The following is a 20,486-nucleotide window of genomic DNA, read 5'->3' as shown; positions in this document are numbered from 1 at the left end:
TGTATCCTGAGATACGGAACTATTATAATAGATATAATATAATAATCACATAGAAATGGCAAGTAATAATTAATATAATAATAGATTAGGAGGCAGATTATGTCAAATATGTTTTGTTTTCAATGTCAAGAAGCAGCAGGTGGAAAAGGCTGTACTATAAAAGGAGTATGTGGTAAGACATCAGAAGTTGCAAAAACTCAAGATTTATTAATTTATGTAACTAAGGGATTGGCAGTAGTAAGTAATGAAGGAAGGAAAGTTGGAGTAATTGACTCTAATGTAGATAAATATATAGTAGAAAATTTGTTTGCTACTATAACTAATGCAAACTTTGATAGAGAAGTACTTTTAGATAGAGTAAAAGAAACCTTAAAATTGAGAGAAGAATTAAAAGCTGAAGTTATAAAAGCTGGTGGACAAGTTAAGGAAACTAAAGAAAATACTGGTTTCTTTAAAAAGCTATTCAAGATGTCTTCAAGCGAAGTTGTTATTCCTGATGCTGCAGTATGGTACGCAGACAATGTTAGTGATTTCGATGCAAAAGCTGAAAAAGTAGGAGTACTTGCAACTAAAGATGAAGATGTAAGAAGTTTAAGAGAACTTATTACTTATGGACTTAAAGGACTTTCAGCATATATGAAGCATGCTATGAATTTAGGATACAACGATGTAGAAGTTCATGGATTTATGGCAAAGGCTTTAGCAGCTACATTAGATGATTCATTATCTATAGATGATTTAGTTGCACTTGCACTGGAAACAGGAAAATATGGTGTTACTGCAATGGCTTTACTTGATAAGGCTAATACTGAAACTTATGGTAATCCTGAAATTACAAAAGTTGATATTGGAGTCAGAAAAAATCCAGGAATATTGATATCTGGTCATGATTTAAAAGATCTTCAAATGTTACTAGAGCAAACAGAGGGAACAGGAGTAGATGTATATACTCATAGTGAAATGCTTGCAGGACAATACTATCCAGCATTTAAAAAGTATAAACATTTTGCAGGAAACTATGGAAATGCATGGTGGAAACAGAAGGAAGAGTTTGATAAATTTAATGGAGTAATTTTAATGACTACAAACTGTGTAGTTCCTCCGAAAGATTCATATAAAGGTAGATTATTTACAACAGGGGCTACAGGAATACCAGGATGCAAGCATATTGAAGCAGATGAAAATGGAAATAAAGATTTTTCAGAATTGATTGAAATGGCTAAAAAGTGCGATGCTCCAACTGAAATAGAAAAAGGAGAAATTATAGGCGGATTTGCTCATAATCAAGTAATATCTCTTGCTGATAAGATTGTAGATGCTGTTAAAACTGGCGCAATAAAGAGATTCTTTGTAATGGCAGGTTGTGATGGTAGAGCAAAATCAAGAAACTATTATACTGAATTTGCAAAAAAACTTCCAAAGGATACAGTTATATTAACTGCAGGATGTGCAAAATATAAGTACAATAAATTAAACCTTGGTGACATTGGTGGAATTCCAAGAGTGCTTGATGCAGGTCAGTGTAATGATTCATATTCATTAGTTGTAATTGCATTGAAACTTCAAGAAGTATTTGGATTAGATGATGTAAACAAGCTTCCAATATCTTATAATATAGCTTGGTATGAACAAAAAGCTGTAATAGTATTATTAGCATTATTACACCTTGGAGTTAAAAATATTCACTTAGGACCAACACTTCCCGCATTTTTATCACCAAATGTAGCTAAAGTTTTAGTAGATAACTTTAACATAGCAGGAATTGGAACTGTTGATGATGATTTAAAATTATTTTTAGGATAATTTACTAATATAAAAAATCACTCTATTTTTAGGGTGATTTTTTTTATAAATCACATAATCTATTTTCATTTCATAAGTAATAGTAGGACAGCTAGGATTATTATTATATTTTCTTAGGGGTTCAATAAAGGAGGAAAATAAAATGGCTAGATTATGTTTTGATTATGGACATGGAGGAAAAGATGGTGGAGCCTCTTATAAAGGCAGAAAAGAAAGTGATGATGTGCTAAGTTTAGGCAAAGCTGTAGCAGCAGAGATTAGAAAATATAGAGTTATAGTTGATGAAACGAGAACTAGTGATGTTTATGTAAGTCTTGGAGCAAGAAGTAGCTTTGAAAATAAAAAGAAATATGATTATATTATATCATTTCACAGAAATGCCTATAAACCAGAAAAAGCTAAAGGGGTTGAAACCTACGTTTATACAAAAACAGGATCTAAAGCAAAATCACTTGCACAAAAAGTACAAAGTGCTTTAGTAGGAGTTGGATTTGTAAATAGAGGAGTAAAAAGTGCTAACTTTTATGTTTTAAGAGAAACTAAAAGTCCGGCAATTTTAATAGAAGCAGGATTCATTGATAGTAGCGCAGATAATAATATTTTTGATAGTAAAAGAAGTCAAATTGTAACAGCAATAACCAAGGCTATACTAGCTCAACTAGGTATAAATTATATAAAAAGCAAAGTTAGTAAAGCAGTAGAAAAAAAAAATAAGCAAGCATCAACAAGTGAAACCTTCTATAGAGTTTTAGTAGGTTCATATAAAGATAGAACTAATGCAGAAAAGCAGGTACAAAAGCTAAAGTCAGCAGGGCTTAATGCAGTGATTGTGAGTTACAATAAGTAGAAAACAGATAAGGCATCTCAAATTGAGATGCCCTTTTTATATTTCTATAACTTCTGTAGTGAAAAAAATTTTTCACAAAAGTATTTTTTGTATTGAAAGGTTAATTAAGAAAAAAATTTTTGAAATAAAAATATTGTTGAGAAGGGGAGTTTGAATATGCCTTTAGTAATAGTTGCATTAGGAATATTAATATTGTTGATTCTTATGATGAAATTTAAGGTAAATGCAATGATCTCATTGATACTTGTTTCAATTGCAGTTGGTATTATGGAAGGAATGTCTATGCCTATGGTAGCTACTTCAATTGAAAAAGGAGTAGGTTCTACATTAGGTAGTCTTGCGTTATTATTAGCATTTGGTGCAATATTAGGAAAACTTATGACTGATTGTGGAGGAGCACAACGAATAGCAATGACACTTATAAATGTATTTGGTAAGAAAAGAATCCAGATTGCTATTGTATTGACAGGGTTTATAGTAGGTCTTGCAATGTTCTATGAGGTTGGTTTTGTACTTTTGATACCACTAGTTTTCACTGTAGCTTTAGAGGCTGATATTCCTGTAATTCGTGTGGGAATTCCTATGGCAGTAGCACTTTCTGTTACCCATGGATTTCTTCCACCTCATCCAGGTCCAACAGCTATAGCTACTGTGTACAATGCAGATTTAGGAAAAACTCTTATATATGGTATTATTGTAGCAATACCTACAGTTATACTTGCAGGTCCTGTTTTTACAAAATTTATAAACATAGATAAAAAAGTAGGTGATTTGCCAAAGGGTTTATTTACCGCAAAGACATTTAAAGAAGAGGACATGCCTGGTTTTGGAATAAGTGTGTTTACAGCTTTAACTCCAGTAATTTTTATGGCATTAAATGCTATTGTAAAACTTAGTTCTCTTAAAGATACTACGTTTGCTAAGTTTACCGGTTTTATTGGAGAGCCAACAATTGCACTTTTGTTATCTGTATTGATTGCTATATATACTTTTGGATTAGCTAGAGGTAAGAAAATAGTTGATATTATGAAGACTTCCGAGGAATCGGTGAAGACTATAGCTGTAATAATGTTTGTAATAGCAGGTGGTGGAGCATTTAAACAAATATTAATAGATAGTGGTGTATCTAATTATATAAAGATTTTAATGAGTGGAAGCACTATTTCACCAATACTCATGGCTTGGCTAATAGCTGTAGTAATAAGACTTTCTGTAGGATCAGCTACTGTTGCTGGTATGACTGCAGCAGGAATGGTATTGCCGATTATATCAGTAACACATGTTAGTCCAGAGCTTATGGTTCTTGCAACTGGAGCAGGAAGTATATTTTTCTCACATTTAAATGATGCAGGATTTTGGATGATTAAAGAATACTTTGGATTGACGGTTCCTGAAACTTTAAAAACTTGGTCAGTAGCGGAAACGATACTATCGGTTTGTGGCTTAATATTTGTTTTAATTTTAAATGTATTTGTTGGATAGAAAAGATAGACAAGCAATATAGGACTAAAAATTATTGTTAATTATAGTATTTATAAAAGTAAGAGGGTGTAATAATTTGGGAAAGAATTTTTATATAGGAATTGATATTGGAACTACTGGAGTAAGATCAAATATTTTTGATATAGAAGGAAATCAAATTGGATTTGATTATAAGGAATATCCAACTATTTGTACAGAAGAAGGAATGTTAGAATTAGATCCTAATTATGTATTTAAATCACTTCTAGAAGTGGTTAAAAACTCTATAGATAAGTGTAATATATCATCTAAAAGTATAAGATCCATTGGTATGAGTTCACAGATGCATAGCTTTATTGCAGTAGATAAAGATGGAAATAACCTTACTAATGTTATTACATGGGGAGATACAAGATCTATAAATGAAGCTAAGTTCATAGAAAAAAATTATGATTCCAATGAATTGTATAGAAAAACTGGATGTAGAGTACAACATCCAATGTATCCTATTAGTAATATACTATGGCTTAAAAATAAAATGCCAGCAGTTTATAAAAATTCATATAAGTTTGTTACTATAAAAGAGTATATTATTTTCAAGTTAAGTGGAAAATTCATAATAGATCTTACAGACGCTTCAGCAACAGCTTGTTTAAATATTAATAGTTTTAATTGGGATAAAGATATTCTAAAGGATATATTGAAAATTGATGCTGATATGTTAGGTGAGGTTAGAGAATGTACTTACATAGTTCCAAGCATTAAAAGAGAGTATGCAGAAAAAATGGGAATAAAAACTGATACACCATTGGCTATAGGATCAGGAGATGGAATAATGGCCAATATAGGTTGTGGTGGATTTGATGACACATCAATGTCATGTACAATTGGAACTAGTGGTGCATTGAGAATTGCTGCAAATAAGCCACTTTTTGATGAAGAGGCAAGAACATGGTGCTACTGTTTTACTAAAGATACATGGGTAGCTGGTGGTGCAATAAGTAACGGCGGAATAGTTCTTAAATATCTTAGAAATCAGTTTAGAGATCAATTTGAAAAAGAGGCTTCTGAAAAAGGATATGATAATATCTACAATCTATTTAATTATTATGCCTCACAAATAGATCCTGGGAGCAATGGACTTATATTCTTACCATTTTTGACAGGAGAAAGATCTCCAGGGTGGAATGCAGATGCAACTGCTTCACTAATTGGGTTGAGATTTATGCATGATAAAAGGAATATTATACGAGCAGCTATGGAAAGTGTTATTTATAATATGTATTCAATATATAGAATGATAGAAAAAATTGATGGAAATGTTAAACAGATAATTGCAAATGGTGGATATGCAAATTCAGATATATGGTTGCAAATACAGGCAGATATTTTTAATAAAGAAATAGCTGTTGCTGGAACAACAGAAGCTTCTGTATTTGGAGCAGCATATGTTGGAATGGCAGCTGTAGGTGATATAAAGAGTTTAAAACATCCTATACCTAGAATGAAACCAATTAAGATTATAAAACCTAACTATAATAATATACAGATTTATAAGGACATGTATAATAAATTTTTGAATTACTATACAATTATTTTAGGAAAAAAATTATTTTAATTATTCATATTAATAATTAAAAATAAATTAGTATAGTTAGAAAGCTTACGGTGATTTTGATGTAAACCGTAAGCTACTGACTATAGTAATTAATATCTTTTTATTGTTATACCAGAGCGTATTTTATCGATGTTGTTTAATGTTACATCTAGTTTCTTTAAAGCAACGCCTACAAATAAACTATTAACTAGTACTAATGATGTAATTCTTGATTCCATAGCCTGACTTCTTACACTAGATTCTTTGCCATATGATGTTAATAATATATCAGAAATTTTTCCAAGTGGTGATTTTTTATTACTTGTAATAGAAATAATTTTAGCACCATTTTCCTTTCCTACTTTTATGGAATCCATTAAATCCTTATTGCTTCCTGATGTAGAAAAGGCAAGTATTACATCATCTTCTTGAGCCATAGATGCATGCATAATTTGCAAATGAGAATCTGAATTACAAATACAAGGTATACCTGTTCTTACAAATTCATGATATGCATCTAAAGCTACTATACCAGAGCCACCCATTCCAAAGAACATAAGCTTATTTGCATTTAATATTAAATTTACTGCCTTTTCCATTTGGGAACTTTCATTCATGCTTATGGTCTTTTGAATGCTAGATATACTTGAACTCATAACTTTTTGCATTATTATGTACATATCGTCATTTTCATTAATACCTTCAAATATATTTTCAACTGGTTTGACTATTGCGCTAGCTAAGTTTATTTTAAGTTCTTGATAACCTTTGTAGCCAAGTTTGTTGCAAAGCCTAAATATTGTGGTTTCACTTGCTTTACTTACATAAGCAAATTCAGTTATAGAAAGATGGATAATACTTTCAGGATTTTCCAAAATATAATGAGCAGCTTTTTTTTCTGCAGTTTTTAACTTGCTATAGATTGTTCTAATTCTGGATAAACAGTCGCTATTTTCTATATTACCCATAGTGCCTCCTTATGATTATCTAAAGTTTATGTAGAAATACTTAGTTTTTAATATATATAAATTATATCATAAACGTTAATAAATTGTTTATAAGATAAAAATTTTTTTTATACTTGATTATTTTACACTATATGATATACTAAATTTGAAAATAATTTTCGTATTTAATATATAACATAGTATGAAAATAGCATGAAATTAATATAATTTTATATTGGTACTATTTGAATAGATATGCAATTAATTTAGTGCCAATGAATTTTGGAGGGATTTTATAATGAACATTGGATTAATTGGACTTGGAAAGATGGGATATAATCTTGCAGTAAACATGAAAGAACATGGACATGAGGTTATTGCATTTGATTGTGATTTAGAAAAAGTAAAAGAAGCTGAAAAAGACGGATTAAGTGGTGCGTATAATGTTAAACAATTAATTAACAAACTTAAAGGAAGAAAAGTTGTTTGGCTTATGGTGCCTGCGGGAAAACCAGTCGATTCTTTAATAAATGAGCTTTTACCTCTTCTTAATAAACATGATATAATAATAGATGGTGGTAATTCTTATTATAAGGATACATTAAGAAGATATGAAAAGATTAAGTCAAAGGGCATAGATTTTGTAGATGTAGGAACCAGTGGTGGAATTGAAGGTGCAAGACATGGCACATGTACAATGATAGGTGCAGAAGACGAAGTATTTGAGTATATTGAGCCATTGATTAAAGATATAAGTGTGGAAAAAGGATATTTGCATACAGGAAGAAATGGTTCAGGACATTTTGTAAAAATGGTTCACAATGGTATAGAATATGGAATGCTTGAAGCAATTGGAGAGGGATTTGAGGTACTTGAAAAAAGTCAGTTTGATTTGAATTTTAAAGAAGTAGCAAGAGTATGGAATTATGGATCTGTTATTCGTGGTTGGCTTATGGAACTTATGGAAGATGCATTCAAAAAAGATCCTAAACTTAATTCAATTAAAGGAATAATTCATTCAAACGGAGAAGGATTGTGGACAGTACAGGAAGCATTAGATCTTAAAATTGCTGCACCGGCTATAACAGAAGCACTATTTACAAGGTTCCGTTCAGAGGTAGATGATACATTTACAGGTAAAGTAATAGCTGCTTTAAGAAATGAATTTGGTGGACACGGTGTAGAAAAAAAATAATTATAATTTGAAGAATCAGTAGATTTAATTTGTAAATAAATCTACTGATTCTTTTACAAATTATTTTAAGTGACAGCTATTGCCCTTATAATAGTATATAATAAACATATAAATATTTGGGGGTAGTGGTGTTAAGTGAATTATGATGATATAGATAAAAAGACACTTATTAAGATTCTGAGAAGAAAAGATGCTTTAATTAAAAAATTAAAATACTATGCAAGTACAGATTTTATGACAGAAGTATTAAATAGAAGATCAGGATTGAAATTGCTTGATAAGAAGCTTAATTTGTCGAAAATTAATAACGGAAGTATTGTTGTTTGTTTTGTTGATGTAGATGGCTTAAAAAGAATAAATGATAATTTTGGACATCAAGAGGGAGATAAACTACTTATAAATACAGCTGAAGTTTTGAAAAATAACATTAGAAAAACTGACTTTTTAGTTAGAATGGGTGGAGATGAATTTTTAGTAGTATTTCCAGATACTAAAGTTGAGGAAGTTCATAAAATTTGGAACAGAATTTATGTGAAATTAGATGAGATAAATAAAAATAATAATAGATATAATTTTAGTTTAAGTTATGGTCTTTGTGAGTATAAAAAACATATACAGGGTGATATGACTATTAATGAGTTAATAAAAATTGCTGATAATGATATGTATAAAAGAAAATTACAAAAAAAGAAGGAATTGTATGATGAAAAAGATATACATATATAAGTATAATTCTGAAGTCGGAAATATTAGGGTTACAAGTGACGGAGAGAATGTAACAGGACTTTTGATAAATAAAATAGGGTATGATGATGCAGAAATAATTAGTGTAACTGCAGAGAATTTGGATATTTTTAATGAAACTAAGAGATGGCTTGACTGTTATTTTAGTGGGATAGAGCCTAATTTTATGCCAACTATAAAGGTTAAAGGCAGTGAGTTTTCTAAATCTGTATGGAAAATACTTTGTGAGATACCATACGGAAAGGTTATAACATATGGTGATATTGCTAAAAGAATAATGTTTGATACAGGAAAGAGAAAAATGTCAGCTCAAGCAATTGGTGGCGCAGTTAAAAGAAATCCTGTTTCTATACTTATACCATGTCATCGTGTAGTAGGAGCAGGTGGAAATCTTACAGGGTATAGAGGAGGACTTAATGTAAAGGTTAAATTACTTCAACTAGAAGGAATTGATGTTAGTAAGTTTTATATGCCTAGCAAGTAAATTATATAAATAATATATTGAATTTATAATTAGCATTTGACAATAACTATAAGTAATAGTAATATGAAATTGGCAAATGCTATTATTATTTTACTTAAAATTATTTATTGTAGATAAATTCTGGAGGGATTAATTATGAAAATAGCAATATCATCGGAAGGTAAAAATATTAAAAGTCCACTTGATATGAGATTTGGAAGATGTAGTTATTTCCAGATATATAATACAGATAGTGGAGAAATTGAAGTCTTAGAAAACAAGGGAAAAACTTCAAATAGTGCAGCAGGCATTGCTGCATCCAATCAGTTAATAGATGAAAAAGTAGATGTTATAATTACAGGACATCTTGGACCAAATGCCTTTAAACTTATTGAAAAATGTGGAATTAAAGCATACAAGTGTGAGAACATACCCGTAATGTTGGCACTTGAAAAATATAAAAATGGAGAATTAGAAAAGATAAAAGTAGCAGGTTCTGCTAAGCATGGTTCAAACTAGATTGGAGGATGATTTTACATTGAATATAGCAGTTCTAAGTGGAAAAGGAGGAACAGGTAAAACAACAGTTTCTACTAACTTGGCTCTTGCATTTGGAGCAAGTTACATAGACTGTGATGTAGAAGAACCAAATGGTTTTTTGTTTTTAAAGCCAAAGGTGGATATAGAAGAGAAAGTTAAAGTTGAATATCCAATTATAGATGACAGTAAGTGCATTAATTGTGGTGAATGTGTAGATGTTTGTATGTTCAATGCACTTGCTAAAGTGAAAAAAGATATTATTCTTTTCCAAAAATTATGTCATGGATGTGGTGCTTGTCAGATTGCATGTAAGTATAATGCTATAACTTATGGAAAAAGGGAAATAGGAAAGATTGAAAAGGGAAAAACAAGAGGCATAAATTGCAGTAGAGGGATTTTGAATATAAGTGAACCAATGGCAGTACCAGTCATAAGACAGCTCCTTGAACATTTACCAAATGAATTAAATATAATTGACTGTCCACCTGGAACTTCATGTAATGTAGCAAATACATTAAAATATGCTGATGGTGCAGTGCTCGTTACAGAACCTTCAGAGTTTGGACTTCATGATCTTAAGATGGCAGTTGAACTTGTTAGGATATATAGAATACCATTTGGTATTATTATAAATAAAGATAACGGAAAGAGAAATATAGTAAAAGAGTATTGTAGTCAAGAAAAAATTCCGTTAATAGGAACAATTCCTTACAATAGAAATACTGCAGTTGTTTATTCAAAGGGAGAACTTCTATATGATGATGAATATTATAAAACCTTATTTGACAATCTTTCAAAACAAGTAAAGGAGGTGCTTTCTTGGAATTAGTAATTGTAAGTGGGAAAGGTGGTACAGGAAAGACAACTATTGCAACGGCTATATCTGAACTTGCTAAAGATGTAATAAGAGTAGATTGTGATGTGGATGCACCTAATTTATATTTATTCTACAAGGGTCATGATATTCAAAAAAGTAAATTTATAGGTGGAAAAAAGGCAAGTATAGATGAAAAACTCTGTATCAAGTGTGGAAAATGTGAAAGTGTATGTAAGTTTAAAGCTATAGATAATTTTACTGTAAATCCATTTTCATGTGAAGGCTGTGGAGCATGTACTTTGGTATGTCCACAAAATGCTATAGAATTAAAGGATGAAAAGACTGCAGATACATTTGTAACAAAGACTGATAAAGGAATAATTTCAAGAGCAGAAATGGATATAGGCGGTGACGGCTCGGGAAAACTGATAAATTCTCTAAGAGAAAACGGGAAAAAATTCAATAAAGATAATAAATTGACTATAATAGATGGCTCACCAGGTATTGGATGTCCAGTTATGTCTTCAATAACAGGAACGGATGTGGCACTTGTTGTAACAGAGCCAACAGAGTCAGGATTTCAAGATTTAATAAGAATAATTGATTTGTGTAATCACTTTGAAATTTTAACTATGGTTTGCATAAATAAATATGACGTAAACTATGCTATTACAAATAAAATAGAGAAGTTTATTGAAAGTAGAAATTTGATTTTAGCAGGGAAAATTCCATATGATGATTTAGTTATGAAGTCTATAAATGAAATTAAGCCAATAATATGTTATGAAAACAGCAAAGCTAAAGATGCCATTTGTGATATGTGGGACAATATAAAGAAGTTTTTAAACTAAAAATATATTGATTTGGGGGGCATGATGTATACATGGATATTTGTTTGGAATGTATTTACTGTACTATAAACAGAACGGATTCTTTATTTAGTCAATATGAAAAAGATGAAGAAAAAAAGTTAGAATTTATGAAAAAAGTATTTAATATTATCTTAACTCTTAAGAAAGAAGATACATCACCATATCTTAATTCACAGGTTATAAGAGCTTTAAATGATGAACTTGATTTAGGAGATATTTATCATGATATAAAAATAAAGTATAATAATTTGTTGCTCTCAATGGAAGGAGAAATTTTAAACTTTATTAATAATTCAGATGATAAGGTTCTTACGGCACTAAAGTATGCTATGGTAGGAAATTTTATTGATTTTGGGGCAATGGATAGTGTGGATGTTAATGAGCTAAAAAGATTGATAAAAAATGCTAAAGATCAGCCTATTGATGAAGTTGAATATAAGAATTTCATAGGTGAATTGAAAAATGCTAAAAAAGTAGCTTATATTATAGACAATGCAGGTGAAATAGTTTTTGATAAAGTATTTATTGACGTTATAAAGAAAACATATCCGGAAATAGATATAGATGTAATTGTAAGAGGAAAACCAATATATAATGATGCAACTATTTTAGATGCAGAAGATGTAGGAATGTATAAGATTGCTAATGTTATAGAAAATGGGACTAATATACCAGGTACACAGTTAGATAAAATAAATGAAAAATCTAGACACGCAATATTAAGTGCAGATTTAATAATTTCAAAAGGACAGGGAAATTTTGAAGGATTATATGGATGTGGTAAGAATATATATTATATATTTTTGTGCAAATGTGATTTGTTTGTTAAAAGATTTAATATGAAAAAGTTCACAGGAATTTTTGCAAATGAAAAAAATATAAGAAATATGATTGCAAAATAGATTAAAATTAAGTTAAAGGTGGTAATTAAAATGGAAAAAATTCAAGGAAATAAGAAATCATCTCTTCAACCAGCACCTAAGGTACTAGTATCTTGTAGAGATAAAAAAGGAAGGGATAATGCACTTGCTGTAGCTTATTGTTGTAATTGTAGTTTTGATCCACCAATGATAATGGTGGGTATTGTACCTTCAAGATTTTCATATCATATGATTAAGGAAACTGGTGTATTTGTAGTAAATATTCCGGGAAAAGAACAGCAGAAGATGTTTGACTACTTAGGAAATCATAGTGGAAGGGACGAAGATAAATTTAAGAAAATAGGAGTAAAAACTGAGGAAGCTAAGACAATTAATGCTCCTTTACTTTCAGATTGTCCTGTAAATATAGAGTGTAAGGTAGTAGATTCTATAGTTACCGGTTCACATGAAATGTTTGTAGGAAAGATAGAGTATGTAAATGCAGATAAAAAAATAGTTGATGAAAAGGGAAATATAGATTTTTCAAAAATTGACCTCATTTAATGTTATAATATAAAGAAAACATACAACAATGGAGGTCTTTTATGAATATTTTAGTTGTTACTGGTAGTCCACGCAAGGGTGGAAATACAGAAATTATGGCAGAGGCTTTTGCACAGGGTGCAAGAGAAACAGGTAATACTGTAGATATTGTAAAATTAAGCAGTGTTAAGGTGAATCCATGTATGGCCTGTGAGTACTGCCGCACTCATGATGGTGAATGCATTCAAAAAGATGGAATGCAAGATATTTATAAAATAATGGACAAGTCAGATATGATTGTCTACGCATCCCCAGTATATTATTTTACTATGACTTCACAGATAAAAGCTGTAATAGATAGATTTTATGCTAAAGGTAAAGTTGGCTACAATATTAAAAGTGCAGCTCTTCTTTTGAATTCAGCTTCAGAAAATGTATATGATTCTTCTATTCAATGTTATAAGGCAATTAATAGATATATGAACTGGACTGATAAGGGGATTATAACTATAAGCGGCATGTCTAGCAAGGGTGCTATGAAACAATCAAGTGAACTTGAAAAAGTTAGAGAGTTTGGAAGAAGTATTAAATAGTAAATTGTTGTTTGTGGAGCTATTTATATATTGAGATTGTTTATGAAAAGGAGATGAGAGTAAAAATTGTGTAGTAAATGGTACCCTTTTTTATATAATGGACAAAAATATCATGCTAGATTTAACAAAGAAGATTTCAAAAAAACAGAAGTGTGTAGAGAAGGAGAAACAGAGAGGATAGATCTATCTAAGTGCAAGGATCGTGAGTTTAAGGAACAACTTAGAATTCTTTATTTAAAAGTTAGATTAATTCAATAAAATTATGTATATAAAAGAGTTTTGAATTTATTCAAAACTCTTTTTGTGAGGTTACATATTTTGCTACTTGAGAATATTTATAATCTATATTCCATTGATTATAATTTTTATCTTTTCTATGATCTTTTAAATTGTAATTTTCACTTAAATATTTTCCAAAGTCAAGACTTATTTTTGCAGCACCCCAAATGTTTAAATGTCCTGAATTATACATTTCCTTTTTAAAGTCTAAGTGTATTTCATCTAGTTTATCATTATAATTTATAAAAGGAACATTGTTTTTTTCTGCTATTTCTTTAACCTTATTAAAAAGTTTTGCTTGATTATGGGACCAGTCATTTGAAGCTGATTCAGCGTTGTAATCACAAGGAGTATTAACAAGAATTAGTTTTAAATTATTTTTTTTACATAAGTCTATAATTTTATTTAAATAAATTGATGATTTTTTTGGAAGATCTACTGTACCTGAAACTGTCTGTGAAGTCTGGTCTGCAGTTGAGTCATCCTTTCCATATACTTTAGTACCTGCGTCAAATCCTTTTGCATAGTATTCCTCATCGCTTCTATAATTAAAGTCCCTTTCTGTAAGTTCATTCCATCTATAGTGATATTTTAAAAATGGGAGTAAATAACTTAATCTATCTTTAAGTGGAGCACAATTTTGTATTGCTTCTAGTTTATTAATTGAAAATCTCAAGTTATCAAGGGCGTTGCTTATGTATCCTTTTTCTCCATATTCAGCAGTTCTTGCTAAGTAATAGGCATCTACAACTACAATAGGATTTTTGTGTGTCTTTAGAACTTCTTTTAGTATATAGTAAGTTAAATCTATAGATTGCCCACCTGTTGCATAGTTAAAGCTTGTTATACCATAGTTGTGCCAGAGTACATTTGGATCTATTCCACTGTTCATATGGCTTCCTCCCATTAAAACCACGTCATATGAATTGCCAGTATGGTTATATAATCCTTCTATAAGCTTACCTCTATGATTTGTTTTTAATATAAATATAGGAGTTATGAGAGAAATTATAGATATTAAAACTACGAAAAAAATAGAAAATTTAAAAAAAGCTTTTTTAATCACAAATATTTCCTCCTAAAACTGAGAATATATGAACTGTTGAGTACCAGTTTCTGATCCATATGTACCAAATATTAATATAATGAGCAAAGATGCAAAATACACAAACCATCTGAATGCAAGATTTTGTTTTGAAAGTTCATATCTCAAATTCATATTTCTTTGGAGTAAATTTACAATTAACACTGTAAAAAGACTAAACATTGCTACAGAAAAATTTAATGAATCAACTCCTAGTTTGTATACTGAACCATCAATGAATATGTACGGATTAAAATAAAACATATTTTTAATTAATATAATAGCACCTTTGAAGGAGTTTGCCCTGAAGAATAACCAGGCAAAGTCAATTAATACAAAGTTAATTGTTATTTGAATCAATTTATAGCTAAAGACATTTGTTCTAATTTTAAATAATTCTATAAGTTTCCTTTTTATAGGACTTATGACTTTCCCAATTATGTAATAAGTACCGTGTAGTCCTCCCCAAATAATAAAGGTGAAACCTGCACCATGCCATATACCACTTACTAAAAATACAACCATAACATTAAAATAAGTTCTAAGTTTGCTACATCTACTTCCTCCTAGAGGAAAATACAAGTAATCCATAAACCAGCTAGTAAGTGAAATATGCCATCTTTTCCAAAATTCTCTTATTGATTTTGCAAAATAAGGTCTTTCAAAGTTTTTGGATAGTTTAAATCCCATAACTTCAGCAGCGCCTATTGCTATATCAGAGTATGATGAAAAATCACAATAAAGTTGGAAAGCAAATAATACTGTAGCTAAAATTACTTCAAGTCCTCTATGGTTTGCAGGATTATTATAAACAGTATTTATAAATGGAGCTATTTTATCTGCAAACATAGTTTTCTGAAAATATCCCCATAACATCAAAAGGAGTCCATTTTTTACTCTGGTGTAATCAAAGTAGTGTCTATCATATATTTGATGCATAAAGTTTTTTGACTTCTGAATAGGGCCAGATAACAATTGTGGAAAAAAGGACACAAATAAAGCATACTTAAAAGGATTTAATTCAACTTCTATATCCCCTCTATAAACATCCATTATATAACTTAAAGCTTGAAAAGTGTAAAATGAAAGTCCTATAGGCATAATAACATCAAATGATGGAATGCTAATAGAAATACCAAAGTTTGATAGTATTCGTATTAAGCTTGAAGTGAAAAAATTATAGTATTTAAATAAGAATAATATTCCTAGATTACTCGACATACTTAGAAAAACGAATAATTTTTTTGTACCTATTTTATTTGACTTTCCTATTAAAAGTCCACCAATATATGTAGTCATTGTGCATGTAACAAGTAAAATCAAATATTTTGGATTGGCACTCATATAAAAGTAATAGCTTGATATTAGAAGCCATATCCATCGCACTTTGTGAGGTATAATAAAGTAAAGAATTGATACAATAGGGAAAAATATTAAAAATTGCATTGAGTTAAAATACAAGTTAAGAAACCTCCTTTTAAGCATAAAAAACTCATCATATGAATATACTGGCCTATTTATCTATTTTTGGTAAGTTTAAAATTAAACATTAACATTTTAGATTATAATTCATATATATGTCAAGTATGTGACAAAATCTAAAATATAAGAATAGTAATCATTAATGAACATAAAAAAGTATCAGTAGATTTTGAAGGTTAAAAAATCTACTGATACTTTTTATCTATTTCCTGTGAGCAATCATAGATACACCGTCTTTATAAAACTTAAGACCATAAATACTGTCTTTACTTCCTGTAATGAACTCTATTTCTAAATCTGCTTCTTTAAGAAAGAATTTCTTTGAAGATTCAGGAAAGAGCTGATATTTTATGCCTTCAGTTGGTTCATAGTAAAGATTACCATTTTCATTTTTTATAGTGATATTTTGCTGATTTGCATTTAAATAATATGTTCCAGCATATTTTTCTAAAATTTTACTATCTAGATTAATTTCAGTTTTAGGTGTTGGCAGTGTATAACTTCCACCCATGCATATGTCTGCAAGAGTATCATTTAGAGAGTTTAAATTATAATAACCTACATTTGTAAGAAGAATTATAGTAAGATCATTTTCTGGATACCTTGCAATGTTGCTTGTAAATCCTAATATATTTCCACCATGATATATTTCTTTTCCGTATTTCCCATCAGTGATCATCCAACCATATCCATAATAAGGTTGATATTCACCAACTTTGACATAGCCTGTAAAAATCTTATTTAAAGTTGAATTACTCACTAATTTTTCTGTATAAAGAGCTCTATCCCATTTATATAGGTCTTCTGTAGTTGAATACAGTGAACCAGCACCATAAGTTCCATTTAGAGTCATTTCATCATCTATTGGATATATATCAAGATATCCGCTATATCCTGAAGAGGTATATAATTTGTCAGAACCATTATAAGCTATTCCTGTATTATTCATATTCAAAGGTTTAAAAATATTTTCCTTAAGGTAATCTATGTAACTTGTACCAGTAACCTTTGTAATTATATATCCAAGTAAAACGTAGCCTGAATTTGAATATGAAAATTTTGTACCAGGTTCGAATTCAAGTGGCTTATTTTTAAATAAGTTAATCACATTTTGTATATCTTTAAAAGAATCAGTTTTCATAGTCCAAAACTCAGGTAAATTTGTATAATTTACTATTCCTGAAGTATGAGTTAAAAGGTTTTTGATAGTTATAGTATTACCTTTTGGATAGTCAGGTATATACTTAGATATAGGATCATCTTCACTTAGAAGACCTTTTTCCTCTAGTTGCATTATAGCCATAGCTGTAAATTGTTTTGTCATAGAGCCTATTGGAAATTCAGTTTGTGGAGAGTTATCAATATTTTGCTCGAAGTCAGATTTACTATAGCCTTTATTTAAAAGTATATTTCCGCCTTTAGCTACAAGAACACTTCCATGAAAATTATCATATTTTTGAAGTAAAGTCATATAGGTGTTCAATTTCTGGGATATATAAGAATATGTATTTGAATTAAGTGAATCTTTAAAATAACTTTCTTCATTTTTATAAGGTGTACATATTTTTGCAACTTTAGTATAGCTATTCCAATTTATTGTTTTTCCTAGAACTTTACTAAAAAATTCAAGTGGAACATAAATAATATTGTTTTTTATCACAGGAGCTGTAGATAAGGTTATTGTTTTACCATTTGATGATATTTTTTTATAATTATTTTTAAGTGTTATGTTGTATGAGGAATTACTTAGTAGAACATAGTCTTTGTTCATTTTAAGATTGAAGTCATTTCCAAGATTTTTGTAAATTGAATTTAAAGGAATCATTACTATTGAATTTAAATCCTGATAAGGTTTGTTTATATCAGATGAGATATTTATACCGTTTATACTAACAGTAATTGGACTAGATGTTTTTTGTGAGATTACATCTTGTGCTTGTACATTTGAAATACTGCTACTTAAAATAAGAAAAATTGATATCGTTATATAAGAAATACAAGAAAAAGTTTTTTTTATCATTTATAATTATCCCCCTATACTTTTTAATATACTAATTATAATAATAACATATAAATAGGAGATAAATATATATATTAGAAATTTTTGAAATCTATATTTAGTATTCTAATTATTAAGAAATATATAAAAAGGATTGAATTTTTAAAAAATTCAATCCTAATTTAAAGTAATTTAATTGTATTAAATTACTTTATTATTTCATATTTTGCTCATATGCTTCAATCATCTTTTTTACCATATTTCCACCAACGGAGCCGGCTTCTCTTGCAGTAAGATCTCCATTATAACCCTGTTTTAAATTTACTCCAACTTCTCTTGCAGATTCCATTTTAAATTGGTTCAATTTTTCCTTAGCTTCAGGTACTACTAATTTATTACTGTTATTTGATGCCATGTTAATCACTCCTCTTTAGAATATTTTAATAAGTATTAATTACTTATAATTAGAGTTTGCACAATATCTAAAAAAATATGTTAGGTAATTAGAGGACTTATTGGTAAAGTTATATACAAGTACGAAAATAGATATTAAATATATATTTTAGGTATAGATTGATTATATTTAAACTTATTCAATAATAATTATGTATTGATAAATAAAATATTTATATGTATCATTTAATTATCTAGGAAATTATTAGAAGGGGAGTAATATTTATGCCACAAAATAATTTTAATTCTTGTGAAATGCTTAAAATTGCATTGATTATGGAAGATGAGGGATATAAATTTTATACAAATGGAGCAAGACATACTAAAGGAAAGATAAAAGAATTTTTAAAATCCGCAGCAGGACAAGAGTTTATACACCGTGAAAAATTTCAAAAACTATTTGATGAGGCTTCTAAAAAAATTGACACTGAGCCGGATTATCTGTTTGATGAAGAAGTAACTGCATATTTGAAAGATTTAATAGAAAATAAAGTCTTTGATCAAAAAGAACAGCCTGATGATGCATTTTGTGATTTAAAAACTGCAATAGAACATGCTATAGAAACAGAAAAGCTTACAGTTGATGTATATTCACATATGTATAAAGGTGTTTCTGAAAAAGATGTAAAAGATACTTTAGAAGTTATATTAGAAGAAGAAAAATCACATGTGGAATACTTTTCAAATTTACTTGATGAGATTGTGTAGTATTTTCTGGAATTAAGCTAAGTTTGCTTTGAATTATATCTTTATAGTAAAATTATAATCAATGTGTTCAAAAGTAAATGTAGATTTTATGTTAATGGAGGTATATATATGCAAAAGTCAGTTGAAATTCAAAGCAGAGGGCTTACTTTAAGAGGAATGATGCATGTACCAGATAATATGAAGAATAAAATTTCAATGGTTTGTATGTTTCATGGATTTACAGGAAATAAAGCTGAAAAACATTTTATATTTGTAAAGTTGTCAAGGATGCTTGAAAAGATAGGAATTGGAAGTGTAAGATTTGATTTTAGTGGAAGTGGTGAAAGTGATGGAGAGTTTGTAGATATGACAATACTTACAGAACTTCAAGAGGCAAAGGATATATTAAATTATGTAAAAGGACTTGAATTTGTGGATAATAATAATATAGGAGTTTTAGGACTCAGCATGGGTGGTGCTGTTTCGAGTATACTTGCAGGTGATTGCAAGGAGAGTGTTAAAGCACTTTGTCTATGGGCGCCTGCAGGTAATATGGGAGAAATAGTAAAAAACTTTGAAACTGATAAAAATGTTGATACAATTCAAAATAAAGGATTTCTTGATATTGGAGGATTTTGTGTTGGAATTGACTTCGTAAAAGCATTAAATGGTTTGGATATATTTAATAGATCTTCAGTATATGATAAAAATGTACTTTTGATTCATGGAAATTTGGATGAAACAGTGCCTTTTAAGACTTCAGAGCGTTATCTTGATATCTATGGAGAAAATGCATTTTTGCATCCTATTGAAGGGTCTGATCATACATTTAACAGAAAGGATTGGGAAGATGAAGTATTAGACTGTACATCAGAGTTTTTTCGCACTGAATTGATTGATAAGTAGAAAACAGAACTTTACTATTTCCTTATAGTGTTCTATTTTATAGTTGATAATGTGAACACTTCTTTCTTCTTTAATCTATCCTCCATATACATCTAATTTATGATATATATATTTAAAAGTAAATAAGACACTTGACTTCGAGCTAACTGAAATATATATTTTTTTAATAAAAGAAAGTTGCTATCATAGTTTCTATAAATATAGAAACTTTTGACTAAATACAATATAAATTGACTAATAGATATGAGCATAATTAAAAAATTAAATACAAGAAAAAGAAAATATTATAGATTGAAAAATAAAAGTTAAAAATT

The 20,486-nt window shown here is 29.2% G+C and carries 21 protein-coding genes; 16 read left to right on the top strand and 5 right to left on the bottom strand.

Annotated features, from left to right (window positions below):
• The first annotated feature begins 99 nt into the window (after window positions 1–99).
• From hcp to H2684_RS09415, 4 genes are all read left to right on the top strand, one after another.
• Window positions 100–1,803 carry a hydroxylamine reductase gene (gene hcp / locus H2684_RS09430; protein WP_182089157.1) on the top strand — a complete coding sequence of 568 codons (1,704 nt, stop codon included), beginning with the start codon at window positions 100–102 and terminating at the stop codon, window positions 1,801–1,803.
• 142 nt (window positions 1,804–1,945) lie between these two features.
• Window positions 1,946–2,650, top strand: a complete 705-nt coding sequence (locus H2684_RS09425; RefSeq protein ID WP_182089156.1) for an N-acetylmuramoyl-L-alanine amidase — start codon at window positions 1,946–1,948, stop codon at window positions 2,648–2,650.
• 156 nt (window positions 2,651–2,806) lie between these two features.
• A complete protein-coding gene (locus H2684_RS09420) occupies window positions 2,807–4,132 on the top strand; it encodes a gluconate:H+ symporter (RefSeq protein ID WP_182089155.1) in 1,326 nt (441 codons plus the stop codon).
• 76 nt (window positions 4,133–4,208) lie between these two features.
• Window positions 4,209–5,729, top strand: coding sequence for a gluconokinase (locus tag H2684_RS09415; protein WP_182089154.1), 1,521 nt, complete (start codon window positions 4,209–4,211; stop codon window positions 5,727–5,729).
• Between the two features lie 89 nt (window positions 5,730–5,818).
• On the opposite strand, the gene H2684_RS09410 is transcribed toward H2684_RS09415, so the two are convergent.
• Window positions 5,819–6,676: a MurR/RpiR family transcriptional regulator gene (locus H2684_RS09410; protein ID WP_182089153.1), complete on the bottom strand. Its 858-nt coding sequence runs from the start codon at window positions 6,674–6,676 to the stop codon at window positions 5,819–5,821.
• A 277-nt stretch (window positions 6,677–6,953) separates the two neighbouring features.
• On the opposite strand from H2684_RS09410, the gene gnd reads away from it, so the two are divergent.
• The 10 genes from gnd to H2684_RS09360 all read left to right on the top strand — a co-directional run bounded on the left by gnd (window position 6,954) and on the right by H2684_RS09360 (window position 13,540).
• The gene (gnd, locus tag H2684_RS09405) at window positions 6,954–7,850 is read left to right on the top strand and encodes a phosphogluconate dehydrogenase (NAD(+)-dependent, decarboxylating) (protein WP_182089152.1); all 897 of its coding nucleotides are present in this window, start codon (window positions 6,954–6,956) and stop codon (window positions 7,848–7,850) included.
• A gap of 135 nt (window positions 7,851–7,985) precedes the next feature.
• Window positions 7,986–8,576, top strand: coding sequence for a GGDEF domain-containing protein (locus H2684_RS09400; protein WP_182089151.1), 591 nt, complete (start codon window positions 7,986–7,988; stop codon window positions 8,574–8,576).
• Complete coding sequence (locus H2684_RS09395; protein WP_243159312.1) at window positions 8,551–9,078, top strand: methylated-DNA--[protein]-cysteine S-methyltransferase; 528 nt, start codon at window positions 8,551–8,553, stop codon at window positions 9,076–9,078. The genes H2684_RS09400 and H2684_RS09395 overlap by 26 nt, the downstream gene beginning before the upstream one ends.
• 135 nt (window positions 9,079–9,213) lie before the next feature.
• The gene (locus H2684_RS09390) at window positions 9,214–9,576 is read left to right on the top strand and encodes a NifB/NifX family molybdenum-iron cluster-binding protein (RefSeq protein ID WP_182089150.1); all 363 of its coding nucleotides are present in this window, start codon (window positions 9,214–9,216) and stop codon (window positions 9,574–9,576) included.
• Window positions 9,577–9,595: 19 nt separating this feature from the next.
• The gene (locus H2684_RS09385; RefSeq protein WP_182089216.1) at window positions 9,596–10,426 is read left to right on the top strand and encodes an ATP-binding protein; all 831 of its coding nucleotides are present in this window, start codon (window positions 9,596–9,598) and stop codon (window positions 10,424–10,426) included.
• On the top strand, window positions 10,417–11,265 hold the full coding sequence (locus H2684_RS09380; RefSeq protein ID WP_182089149.1) for an ATP-binding protein: 849 nt from the start codon (window positions 10,417–10,419) through the stop codon (window positions 11,263–11,265). Before H2684_RS09385 ends, H2684_RS09380 begins: the two co-directional genes overlap by 10 nt.
• A 32-nt stretch (window positions 11,266–11,297) precedes the next feature.
• On the top strand, window positions 11,298–12,188 hold the full coding sequence (locus H2684_RS09375) for an ARMT1-like domain-containing protein (protein WP_182089148.1): 891 nt from the start codon (window positions 11,298–11,300) through the stop codon (window positions 12,186–12,188).
• Window positions 12,189–12,218: 30 nt separating this feature from the next.
• The gene (locus tag H2684_RS09370) at window positions 12,219–12,710 is read left to right on the top strand and encodes a flavin reductase family protein (RefSeq protein WP_182089147.1); all 492 of its coding nucleotides are present in this window, start codon (window positions 12,219–12,221) and stop codon (window positions 12,708–12,710) included.
• A 41-nt stretch (window positions 12,711–12,751) separates the two neighbouring features.
• Window positions 12,752–13,282, top strand: coding sequence for a flavodoxin family protein (locus H2684_RS09365; protein ID WP_182089146.1), 531 nt, complete (start codon window positions 12,752–12,754; stop codon window positions 13,280–13,282).
• 66 nt (window positions 13,283–13,348) lie between these two features.
• Window positions 13,349–13,540, top strand: a complete 192-nt coding sequence (locus H2684_RS09360; protein WP_182089145.1) for a hypothetical protein — start codon at window positions 13,349–13,351, stop codon at window positions 13,538–13,540.
• 31 nt (window positions 13,541–13,571) lie between these two features.
• Here H2684_RS09360 and H2684_RS09355 read toward each other — a convergent pair whose 3' ends face one another.
• The 4 genes from H2684_RS09355 to H2684_RS09340 all read right to left on the bottom strand — a co-directional run bounded on the left by H2684_RS09355 (window position 13,572) and on the right by H2684_RS09340 (window position 18,541).
• The gene (locus H2684_RS09355) at window positions 13,572–14,627 is read right to left on the bottom strand and encodes a hypothetical protein (protein ID WP_182089144.1); all 1,056 of its coding nucleotides are present in this window, start codon (window positions 14,625–14,627) and stop codon (window positions 13,572–13,574) included.
• Between the two features lie 12 nt (window positions 14,628–14,639).
• Window positions 14,640–15,989, bottom strand: coding sequence for an MBOAT family O-acyltransferase (locus H2684_RS09350; protein WP_243159311.1), 1,350 nt, complete (start codon window positions 15,987–15,989; stop codon window positions 14,640–14,642).
• 340 nt (window positions 15,990–16,329) lie between these two features.
• On the bottom strand, window positions 16,330–18,147 hold the full coding sequence (locus H2684_RS09345) for a serine hydrolase (protein ID WP_182089142.1): 1,818 nt from the start codon (window positions 18,145–18,147) through the stop codon (window positions 16,330–16,332).
• A gap of 193 nt (window positions 18,148–18,340) precedes the next feature.
• Window positions 18,341–18,541 (bottom strand): alpha/beta-type small acid-soluble spore protein, encoded by a 201-nt coding sequence (locus H2684_RS09340; protein WP_182089141.1) that lies wholly within the window; start codon window positions 18,539–18,541, stop codon window positions 18,341–18,343.
• 263 nt (window positions 18,542–18,804) lie between these two features.
• On the opposite strand from H2684_RS09340, the gene H2684_RS09335 reads away from it, so the two are divergent.
• A complete protein-coding gene (locus H2684_RS09335; RefSeq protein ID WP_182089140.1) occupies window positions 18,805–19,287 on the top strand; it encodes a ferritin family protein in 483 nt (160 codons plus the stop codon).
• A 108-nt stretch (window positions 19,288–19,395) separates the two neighbouring features.
• Window positions 19,396–20,172, top strand: coding sequence for an alpha/beta hydrolase (locus tag H2684_RS09330; protein ID WP_182089139.1), 777 nt, complete (start codon window positions 19,396–19,398; stop codon window positions 20,170–20,172).
• Window positions 20,173–20,486: the final 314 nt, after the last annotated feature.

It is taken from the genome of Clostridium sp. cel8 (genome assembly GCF_014050525.1).
In the GTDB taxonomy this organism is placed as follows: domain Bacteria; phylum Bacillota; class Clostridia; order Clostridiales; family Clostridiaceae; genus Clostridium_B.
The sequence above is the reverse complement of the archived record's forward strand: the minus strand, read 5'-3'. Positions and strand labels throughout refer to the sequence as shown.